The following is a 10,580-nucleotide window of genomic DNA, read 5'->3' on the forward strand; positions in this document are numbered from 1 at the left end:
ATAATCATCAATACCCGAATTGATTGCTGTGCAGAATCGCACAATCAGCACACAGAGGGTGAGTCAGTAAAAAACGTCAATTGAGTTAAAAGGTAACATGAATGAGTACGGACAAGTTGTATATCGACAAGGAATTGAGCTGGCTTTCGTTTAATGAACGCGTATTGCAAGAAGCCGCAGATAAAACCGTGCCTTTAATCGAGAGAATACGGTTTTTAGGTATTTTTTCTAACAATCTGGATGAGTTCTATAAAGTTCGCTTTTCCGATGTAAAACGGCAAATTTTGATCAACCGAGAACGTGGTGGTAACGATACTACCAAGCATTTGCTGACACGAATGCAAAGTAAGGCATTCAAACTCAACCAAGATTTCGACAATCTCTATAATGAGCTTATTTTAGAAATGGCACGCCGCCGTATCTTCTTGGTTAATGAAACGCAGTTGGATGAGACTCAGAAAAAATGGATCACTAAGTATTTCCATAAAGAAGTGCGCCCGCATATTACACCGCTGCTCATGACTGACGACATTGATGTCATGCAATTTTTGAAAGATGAATATGCCTACATTGCCGTTGATCTCAAACACAATGACCGCAGCCAATATGCGCTGATTGAAATCCCGACAGACCACCTACCGCGCTTTGTCATGGTGCCGGAGCAAAAGGGCAAACGCCGCAAAACCATCATCTTATTGGACAACATCATTCGCCACTGCCTCGATGAGATTTTCCGCGGATTTTTTGACTATGAAGAGCTCACGGGTTACGCGATGAAAATGACACGTGATGCGGAATATGACTTGCGACGGGAAGTCGAATACAGTTTGTTAGAACAGATGTCAGAAGGGTTGAATCAACGCTTAAGTGCTATGCCCGTACGCTTTGTTTATGAACGAGAAATGCCGACAAAAATGCTTAAATTTTTGTGCGAAAAACTCAAAATATCGCACTATGATAGCCTTCTTCCTGGTGGTCGTTACCATAACTTTAAAGATTTTATTGGGTTCCCAAACGTGGGGCGTGACTATTTAGAAAACAAGCCGCTACCACCCATGCAATGTGCTGACTTTGAAGGTTTTGCCAATGCATTTGATGCAATTCGCGCTCAGGATATTCTACTTCACTACCCTTACCACTCATTTGAACACATTACCGAGTTGGTAAGACAAGCCTCGTTTGATCCCAAAGTGATCAGCATCAAAATCAATATTTATCGTGTTGCCAAAGATTCTCGCTTAATGAACTCGCTCGTCGATGCGGTACACAATGGCAAACGAGTGGTGGTAGTGGTTGAGTTACAAGCACGGTTTGATGAAGAAGCCAACATTGAATGGTCACGTATTTTAACCGAAGCGGGGGTCCAAGTAATTTTCGGTGCTCCCGGATTAAAAATTCACTCTAAATTGCTGCTCATTAGCCGCAAAGAACAGGATAATATCGTTCGCTACGCACATATAGGCACGGGCAACTTCCATGAAAAAACCGCCCGTATCTATACGGACTTTTCACTCCTGACCGCCGACAATGAAATTGCTACCGAAGTACGAAACGTGTTTGGCTATATTGAAAACCCTTACCGCCCAGTTAAATTTAGCCATCTCATTGTGTCGCCAAGAAACTCTCGTATTCAGCTTTATCGATTAATCGACAGTGAAATCGCCAATGTGAAACTTGGTAAAAAAGCCGCAATCACTTTAAAGTTAAATAACTTAGTGGATAAAGGGTTAATCAATAAACTGTATGGCGCAAGCAGCGCGGGCGTACAAATTAAGATGATCGTCCGGGGTATGTGTTCACTGGTTCCGGGAATTGAGGGCGTGAGTGACAATATCAAAATCATCAGCATCGTTGATCGCTTTTTGGAACACCCTCGTGTCATTATTACGCATAATGATGGCAACCCGCTGGTGTATATCTCCTCTGCCGACTGGATGACGCGTAATATCGATCATCGTATCGAAGTAACGACACCAATTCGTGACCCACGTTTGAAACAGCGTATGATTGACATTATGAATTTACAATTTACCGATACAGTGAAAGCGCGCTGGATAGACAAAGAGATGAGCAATAATTATGTAGAACGTGGTAACCGTAAAAAAGTGCGTTCACAATTTGCCATCTACGACTATCTTAAGAATGTAGAAAGACAGACCAGAAAGAGCAAAGAACCCTTACATGACAATCAACCCAACTAATACTATTCGCGATATTGCGGCCATCGATTTAGGCTCTAACAGCTTTCATATGGTGGTGGCCAAAGTCGTCGATCAAGATCTGCAACTGGTGAGCCGCCATAAGCAACGTGTACGCTTGGCGGCTGGGTTAGATGAACAAAAAAATTTGGATGCCGATGCCATAGAGCGAGGACTTGAATGCTTAGCGATGTTTGCCGAGCGGTTGCAAGGTTTCGAACCTGAAAACGTGCGCATCGCGGCCACGCATACGCTGCGTCAAGCCAATAATGCTCATACATTCTTGCAACGAGCCAAACAAGTACTGCCTTTCCCTATTGAAATCATTCCCGGAGCTGAGGAAGCACGCTTAATTTATTTAGGCGTGGCACATACTCAACCTCAAGCAGCGTCTATGTTGGTGGTGGATATCGGTGGCGGTAGTACCGAGATGGTGATTGGCCAAGGGTTTGATCCAGACCTAATCAACAGCAAGCAAATGGGATGCGTCAGCTATACCGACCGTTACTTCGCTGATGGTAGGCTTTCAAGCAGAAACTTCGCTCATGCGATATTAGCCGCCGAGCAAAAAATCGAATCTATTGCGGCGAAATATCGCAAAAAAGGGTGGGAAGTCGCCTTCGGCTCGTCAGGAACCATCAAAGCCATTCACGAAGTACTGATTGGTTTGGGCTTTGATGATGGCATCATCACGCTTGAGCGAGTCAATAAACTCATTGAAAAACTCTGTGAATGGCAAAGTATTGATGAGATCGAACTCAGCGCGTTGACTGACGATAGAAAACCCGTTTTTGCTGCGGGCGTTGCCATTTTAAGCGCGGTTTTAAAATCGCTGCGTGTGAAAGAGATGCATTTTTCTGATGGTGCATTACGAGAAGGTTTGCTTTATGAGATGGAAGATCGGTTCAAGTATTCCGATATCCGTTTACGCACCACTGAAAACCTCGCGATGAAGCATCTAGTCGACTTAGAGCATGCCGCTAAAGTCAAAGGCCATGCAAAAGAGTTTCTACAGAATGTGACCCCAGAGCTAGGATTGAAAAAAGGCAGCGAACTGTTTGATCTTTTGGAATGGGGAGCGTTATTGCATGAGGTGGGATTGAGCATCAACTTACAAGGCTTTCACCGACACTCTGCTTATATTCTGCGTCACACCAACATGCCCGGTTTTAACAGCGAGCAACAGCAAGTGCTGTCGACCTTAGCGCGCTTTCAACGCAAATCCCTCAAGCTGCAAGAAATGAATGATTTCACCTTGTTTAAGAAAAAGCACATTATTGGCCTCATCCGCGTGTTGCGTTTAGCGATTGTTGTCAATAGCCAACGTAATGATGATCCCCTTCCTGAGCTGACACTCAGCGCAAAAGATGATGAGTGGAAACTAGAATGTGAAGACGCCAATTGGTTAGAAAATAATAAATTATTACATGCGGATCTGATGTGCGAACAACAGTATTGGCGAAGTGTCGGCTGGCAGCTCAATGTTTAATTTGAATTGGGTTTGATTAAAAATAGCGAGCGAACAGCTCGTTATTTTATGCCCACTTTGGCTAGTTCTTGTTGAGCAAACTCGGCACTGACAGGCACATAACCATCTTTCCCAACGATCGCTTGTCCTTGCTTAGAAAAAATGAAACGGATAAATTCGCGCTGCATGGGTGGCAGATCCTGATTAGGATGTTTATTCACATACACATACAAATAGCGAGATAACGGATAAGCACCTGATAGAATATTTTCATAACTTGCGGCAATAAACTGATCGCCTTGTTTGGCTATCGGAATCAATTTCACACCAGAAACCTGATAACCAACACCAGAATAACCGATAGTATTGATCGATGAGGCAACCGATTGTACAACCGATGCCGATCCCGGCTGCTCGTTTACTCCCTTTTTGAAATCGCCACCACACAGTGCGTTTTGTTTGAAATAGCCATAAGTTCCCGACACCGAATTTCGGCCAAACAGTTGAATTCCCCGCTTGGCCCAATCCTCATCAACGCCCAATTGCGCCCAAGTATTGGTCGGTTGTGTAGCACCGCAGCGCAACGTGGATGAGAAAATACTATCTAATTGAGTAAAATTAAGCCCTTTGATTGAATTATCTCGATGTACAAAAATACCAATGGCATCTATCGCAACCCGCAATGCCGTCGGCTTATAACCGTGTGCGCGTTCAAATGCTTCAATCTCACGACCACGCATCGGTCGACTCATTGGGCCAAATTGCGCCGTTCCTTCAGTTAAAGCAGGAGGCGCAGTGGAAGAACCTGAGGCTTGTACTTGAGCATTGATATTTGGGTAGATCGTATTAAACTCTTCAACCCAGAGCGTCGTCATTCCTGCCAGAGTGTCTGACCCCACAGAAAGTAAACTACCTGCAACACCGTTAGTTTTTGAGTAATCCACGAGCGGCTGAGCGATCACGGCGTTCGTGGTAACCAGCAAGTAAAAATAGAGAAAGGCTGTAAATATGCGATGTATCATGACAGCACAACCAAACGTTTAGGCAAAATAAAAGAGAATTTGCTGCCAACACCCACTTCACTGTGAATCTGCAAATGCGTGTCATGATGTGACAATGCATGCTTAACAATCGCGAGCCCAAGCCCACTTCCTCCAGTATCTCGCGAACGTGCTTTATCGACACGATAAAAACGTTCCGTTAAACGATGTAAATGCTGTGGCTCAATCCCTTCCCCTTTATCTACCACGTCTAAACAAGCACCTTGCGCGTTTTGATACCAACGCACATTAATTTCCGCTCCCGGAGGCGTATATTTGACGGCGTTATAAACAAGGTTTGATATAGCACTGCGCAGCTGATCTTCATCGGCCAATACTTTAAGTCGCTTATCGACATCAAAATGCAGTCGGTGATGATGATCGCCACTTAAACTGATCGCTTCTTTTTCAAGTACTTCCAACATAGCCGGAACATCAACCACTTCATCCAGCTCATGCATAGGCGCCGCTTCAATTTTTGACAACGTCAGCAGTTGATTGACTAAACTGTTCATACGGTTTAACTGCTCAGTCATCACTCCATGTGCCTTAGGCCACATCGGCCCTACCAGCATGTCAGGGTCTTCTGTCATCTCAAGATACCCTTGCAACACCGTCATCGGCGTTCTCAGTTCATGAGAAACGTTAGCAAAGAAATTTCGGCGCATGCCTTCTAACTGTTTCAACTGAGTGACATCACGCACAACCATCAAATGCTCACCTTCTGTGTAAGGCACAATACGCAGCTCTAGCATTCGCTCCACATTAAGTGGAGAGCGCATTTCAAGTGGTTCTGTGAAATCATCTTTTTGCAGATATTTGATAAAATCAGGGGCGCGCAATAAATTTGAGATAGGTTGACCTGCATCATCTGGCCAGCGAAAACCAAGCAGGTGTTGTGCAAGTCGGTTACACCAAACGATATTCCCTTCGTCACGGAACACCACCACCGCATCGGGTAGCGATTCAGCCCCGTTACGAAAGCGGCGGATCAAATTGGTCAGTTCTTTGCGTTTTTTACGTTGACGTTGCTGTAAACGGTAAATCCCATTAAACAGGTATTCCCAATTTCCAGTCCCGGAAGGCGGCGTTAAACGTTTTTCATCCCACAACCAAGCCGACAAGCGCATTTGGTTATGCAAATGCCAAATCAGTTGCAACGCCGTAGCCGCTAGCAGCAGCCAAGCCATATGGCCAAAGATCCAGCCAACGATAATCCAAGGAGAGTAAAAAAAAGCCAGCTCCCAAGCCAGCCTTTTCCACGTTAAACGTTCAACCATTTCGTACCTTAATTAATCCTTTATGTTCTGGATGAAAAGCGATAACCGGCACCACGTACTGTTTGAATTAATTTATCGTGGCCAGCCTCTTCTAACGCTTTTCTCAGACGGCGTATATGAACATCGACAGTGCGGTCTTCAACATAAACGTTGGTACCCCACACATTGTTCAATAACTGCTCACGGCTGTAGACGCGTTCTTGGTGCGTCATAAAGAAGTGTAGCATTTTGAATTCCGTCGGCCCCATCTCTAAGGCATTATCATTAGCCGTTACTCGATGAGAGACAGGATCTAACTTCAATCCTTGCACGTCGATCACATCTTCCAGTGCTGTCGGTGTGACGCGCCGGATAACCGCTTTCAAACGAGCTACCAACTCTTTAGGCGAAAAAGGTTTGGTTATGTAATCATCCGCACCCACTTCAAGGCCGCGAACTTTATCTTCTTCTTCACCACGGGCGGTTAACATCACAACCGGAATGTTGCGCGTTAATTCTTCACGCTTCATATGCTTAATAAAGTTGATACCACTCCCGCCGGGCAACATCCAATCTAATAACACAAGATCGGGAAAGGGTTCAGCCAGTTTACTCACCGCCGTGTCGTAATCTTCCGCTTCAACAGCTTGATAACCTTTTTGCTCAAGCACGAAACACAGCATTTCGCGAATGGGTGCTTCGTCTTCAACAACCAGAATCCTTCTAGACATTTGAATAACCTTTCTATGTAATCAACGCTATGCATTATGGGAAACAATTATGACACTTTTGTGACCTTTGCAAACAATTTTTCATATAAGTTTCTTATCAAGTTCATGATTATATTTTGAAATTGATTTAAGACTTTAGCTTTCAAATCCCCTATCATGTTGCGTCTTCTAATTAAGTAAGAGAAAGAATATGTGGTTTAAAAACTGTATGGTTTATCGTGTTAATCGCGATGTAGAATTCAACGCCGATCAGCTCGAAAAACAACTGGCCGAATTTCGTTTTACGCCATGCGGCAGCCAAGATAAGCAAAAATTTGGTTGGGTTAACGCAATGGGTAAACACGGCGACATGATGACCCACCTTTCTGAAGACCGTATTCTGATCTGCGCGAAAAAAGAAGAAAAGATGTTACCTGCTTCGGTCATTAAAGATTCTTTGAATGCCAAAGTTGAAGCGATGGAAGTGGAAGAAGGGCGACCTCTCAAGAAAAAGGAGAAGGAAAGCCTCAAGGAAGATATTGTCATCGATCTCCTACCTAGAGCATTTAGCCGCAGCAATCTCACCTTTGTGCTTATCCTACCCAAGCAAGGCTTCATTCTAGTCGATGCCGCAAGCTACAAAAAAGCTGAAGACGTTTTGGCGCTGCTACGCAAAACCATGGGTAGCCTACCTGTAGTACCTGCGATCCCAGAACAAGCGGTAGAAACAACACTTACTCAGTGGGTTAAAAGTGGCGAACTGCCACCAGGGTTTAGCTTGTTGGATGAAGCTGAATTAAAGTCGTTATTAGAAGATGGCGCAGTGATCCGCTGTAAGAAACAAGAACTGACAAGCGATGAGATCTTAAGCCATATTGAAGCCAATAAAGTCGTCACTAAACTGGCATTGAACTGGCAAGATCGCCTGAGCTTTATTCTGGCTGAAGATTGTAGCATTAAGCGTTTGGCATTTAGCGATGAGCTCAAAGAACAAAATGAAGATATTCCACGAGAAGAGCAAGCGGCTCGCTTTGATGCCGATTTCTCATTAATGTGTGGTGAAATGTCAGCATTTTTGCCTAACTTATTTGACGTTCTCGGCGGCCTTCCTCACCCGAACGCTTAACAAAAGCATCATGCAAAAGCCCAATACCCTTAAAAGTGTTGGGCTTTTTTGTATCGCTTACGATCCCTACTAGGCATAAGGTTATTTTTAACGTAAAATTTGCGCCCCTCCAATACCATCAGGTGGTATTGGCCTGACTTGAGATCAGATTAGAGAAAAACGATGAGCATACATACCCCTTTTGTCCCCGAACTACTATCACCGGCGGGCAGTCTAAAAAACATGCGTTATGCGTTTGCTTACGGTGCAGATGCCGTTTATGCCGGCCAACCTCGTTATAGCCTTCGTGTACGCAACAACGAATTTAACCATGAAAACCTGCAAATCGGTATCGATGAAGCACATGCTTTGGGTAAAAAATTGTACGTGGTTTGTAATATTCAACCCCACAACTCAAAACTTAAGACATTCATCCGAGATCTAAAGCCTGTGGTTGAAATGGGACCTGATGCGCTCATTATGTCTGACCCTGGGCTTATCATGATGGTTCGTGAAGCATTTCCTGAAATGCCTATTCACCTTTCAGTTCAAGCCAATGCTGTTAACTGGGCAACAGTTAAGTTCTGGGCATCCCAAGGCGTTGAACGAGTAATTCTATCACGCGAACTTTCGTTGGAAGAAATTGAAGAAATTCGTCAGCAATGTCCAACGACCGAACTCGAAATTTTTGTTCATGGCGCATTATGCATGGCTTATTCAGGTCGCTGTCTATTGTCTGGCTACATTAATAAACGTGATCCAAACCAAGGAACATGCACTAATGCATGTCGTTGGGAATACAAAGTTGAATCAGCCAAAGAAGACGAAACCGGTCAAATTGTTGAGAAATTTGATCCAGCAGCAGTTCAAACTATCGAGATACAAGAAGAGCGCCCTGATAATACACTTGGTTTAGGCAAACCGATTGATGATGTGGTTTTGCTTTCAGAAAGCCATCGTCCAGAAGAGAAGATGGCCGCTTTTGAAGACGAACATGGCACCTACATTATGAACTCAAAAGATCTACGAGCCGTACAGCATGTAGAACGATTGACGAAAATGGGCGTGCATTCATTAAAAATAGAAGGCCGTACTAAATCTTTCTATTATTGCGCTCGTACAGCTCAAGTGTACCGCAAAGCAATTGATGACGCAGTTTCAGGTAAACCATTTGATGAAAGCCTGATGGGTACTTTAGAAAGCCTTGCACACCGTGGCTATACCGAAGGTTTCTTGCGACGCCATACACACGATACTTATCAAAACTACGACTATGGCTATTCAGTCTCAGATTCACAGCAATTTGTTGGCGAATTTACGGGTAAACGTCGTGGTGAAATGGCTGAAGTTGAAGTTAAAAACAAGTTTATCTTAGGTGATAGTTTAGAGCTGATGACCCCAAAAGGGAATGTTGTCTTCAGACTTGAAGCAATGGAAAACCGCAAAGGTGAAACTGTTGATGACGCAAAAGGAAACGGTCACTTTGTTTATATCCCGGTTCCTGAAGAGTTGGATTTAAACTTTGCTCTGTTAATGCGTAACTTGAATGCTGGCCAAGATACTCGTAATCCCGTAGGCAAGTAGTTATGGCATTATTGATCACCAGTAAATGCATTAACTGTGATATGTGTGATCCGGAATGCCCAAATGGCGCGATCTCTATGGGCAACCGGATCTATGAAATTGATCCTAATCTATGTACTGAATGCAAAGGACATTACGACAAGCCCACCTGTCAATCCGTATGTCCGATAACAAACTGCATCATTACCGATCCAGAACACATAGAAACTGAACATCAACTACTTGAAAAATTCGTCGTTATTCAAGGTTTAGCCTAATCATTGTAAAAGAGCCCAATCGTTAAGATTGGGCTCTTTTTTATCGGTGTGCTAAGCCTTTACTGTTGAGATAGTTCAACATATGAGGTCGAGATTCTTGTGCTAATTTAGCCGTTACCTCTGTAGACCAAGCCGCTTGCTTAGTATTGGAAGAACGCGTCTGATAATAAGCCCTCATCGTCTCATCATATTGCTCTATTTCAGCATAACTCAAAGCATGGTAGGTATTCTCATGAACAATTACCTCAGGGGATAAACGAGGTTTTAGTTGTGGATTCTGAGCCGGATATCCCAAACACATACCAAATAACACTGCGCAATATGGAGGAAGCTCTAATAACTCATCCACTTCTTTAGGTGAATTTCTTAAGCCGCCAATATAAACACCACCCAATCCCATCGATTCTGCCGCCAATAAACAGTTTTGTGCCATGATCCCAGCGTCTACAGCGCCAATCAAAGTGAGTTCAATCAGCCCTGGTTTTACCTCAGGATTAATGGCGTAATGACGTTGGTAGTCAATGCAGAACACTAAAAACTCAGCAGCGCTTGCAACATAAGCTTGGTTGCCCGCCAGTATAGCCAACTGCTCGCGTTTATCTTTATCCGTAACACGAATGATTGAATTAACCTGTAATAGGCTCGATGATGATGCCGCAATACCAGCAGAAATAATTGTACTCAGCTGATCTGGAGTTATCTTCTGATCGGTAAAAGATCGGATAGAACGATGTGCAAGAATAGTTTCAATGACTGGATTCATCTTATATTTTTCCCTACGAGGATATTGCCACTATCTTAGCAAGCATTACCTACTGACGCCGTAAAAATGCAAACTTAAAATTAGCACAGAAAAGATCGGTTTAATGCAGTATGGAGGCGATACTTTTATTGAAGAACAGGAATGTCCTAAAAAATAATAAGGAGATGAAAAATAGTAAAAAGCCTCAGCATTTCTG

Annotated in this window: 9 protein-coding genes; 5 read left to right on the forward strand and 4 right to left on the reverse strand. The window is 43.7% G+C overall.

The window, feature by feature from the left end; translation table 11 throughout:
* Positions 1–101: 101 nt before the first annotated feature.
* Positions 102–2,201, forward strand: a complete 2,100-nt coding sequence (ppk1, locus tag PL85_RS07000; RefSeq protein ID WP_013857518.1) for a polyphosphate kinase 1 — start codon at positions 102–104, stop codon at positions 2,199–2,201.
* Positions 2,182–3,687, forward strand: a complete 1,506-nt coding sequence (gene ppx, locus PL85_RS07005) for an exopolyphosphatase (RefSeq protein WP_017046241.1) — start codon at positions 2,182–2,184, stop codon at positions 3,685–3,687. The genes ppk1 and ppx overlap by 20 nt, the downstream gene beginning before the upstream one ends.
* A 41-nt stretch (positions 3,688–3,728) precedes the next feature.
* Here ppx and PL85_RS07010 read toward each other — a convergent pair whose 3' ends face one another.
* From PL85_RS07010 to phoB, 3 genes are read right to left on the reverse strand one after another with little or no spacing between them, the layout of a single operon-like run.
* The gene (locus PL85_RS07010; protein ID WP_115339563.1) at positions 3,729–4,688 is read right to left on the reverse strand and encodes a PstS family phosphate ABC transporter substrate-binding protein; all 960 of its coding nucleotides are present in this window, start codon (positions 4,686–4,688) and stop codon (positions 3,729–3,731) included.
* On the reverse strand, positions 4,685–5,986 hold the full coding sequence (gene phoR / locus PL85_RS07015) for a phosphate regulon sensor histidine kinase PhoR (protein ID WP_013857521.1): 1,302 nt from the start codon (positions 5,984–5,986) through the stop codon (positions 4,685–4,687). The genes PL85_RS07010 and phoR overlap by 4 nt, the downstream gene beginning before the upstream one ends.
* Before the next feature lie 20 nt (positions 5,987–6,006).
* Positions 6,007–6,696 carry a phosphate regulon transcriptional regulator PhoB gene (gene phoB, locus PL85_RS07020; RefSeq protein WP_013857522.1) on the reverse strand — a complete coding sequence of 230 codons (690 nt, stop codon included), beginning with the start codon at positions 6,694–6,696 and terminating at the stop codon, positions 6,007–6,009.
* Positions 6,697–6,886: 190 nt separating this feature from the next.
* Between phoB and rdgC the strand changes: the two genes are divergently transcribed.
* From rdgC to PL85_RS07035, 3 genes are all read left to right on the forward strand, one after another.
* Positions 6,887–7,801 carry a recombination-associated protein RdgC gene (rdgC, locus tag PL85_RS07025; RefSeq protein ID WP_088720940.1) on the forward strand — a complete coding sequence of 305 codons (915 nt, stop codon included), beginning with the start codon at positions 6,887–6,889 and terminating at the stop codon, positions 7,799–7,801.
* Positions 7,802–7,963: 162 nt separating this feature from the next.
* Positions 7,964–9,364: a prephenate-dependent tRNA uridine(34) hydroxylase TrhP gene (trhP, locus tag PL85_RS07030; protein WP_088720939.1), complete on the forward strand. Its 1,401-nt coding sequence runs from the start codon at positions 7,964–7,966 to the stop codon at positions 9,362–9,364.
* Between the two features lie 2 nt (positions 9,365–9,366).
* Positions 9,367–9,621 carry a YfhL family 4Fe-4S dicluster ferredoxin gene (locus PL85_RS07035; protein ID WP_013857525.1) on the forward strand — a complete coding sequence of 85 codons (255 nt, stop codon included), beginning with the start codon at positions 9,367–9,369 and terminating at the stop codon, positions 9,619–9,621.
* A gap of 40 nt (positions 9,622–9,661) precedes the next feature.
* On the opposite strand, the gene nfsA is transcribed toward PL85_RS07035, so the two are convergent.
* Positions 9,662–10,384 carry an oxygen-insensitive NADPH nitroreductase gene (nfsA, locus tag PL85_RS07040; RefSeq protein WP_017042132.1) on the reverse strand — a complete coding sequence of 241 codons (723 nt, stop codon included), beginning with the start codon at positions 10,382–10,384 and terminating at the stop codon, positions 9,662–9,664.
* Between the last annotated feature and the right edge of the window lie 196 nt (positions 10,385–10,580).

Origin of the sequence: Vibrio anguillarum, from assembly GCF_001989995.2 — a bacterium.
GTDB classification, from domain to species: domain Bacteria; phylum Pseudomonadota; class Gammaproteobacteria; order Enterobacterales; family Vibrionaceae; genus Vibrio; species Vibrio anguillarum.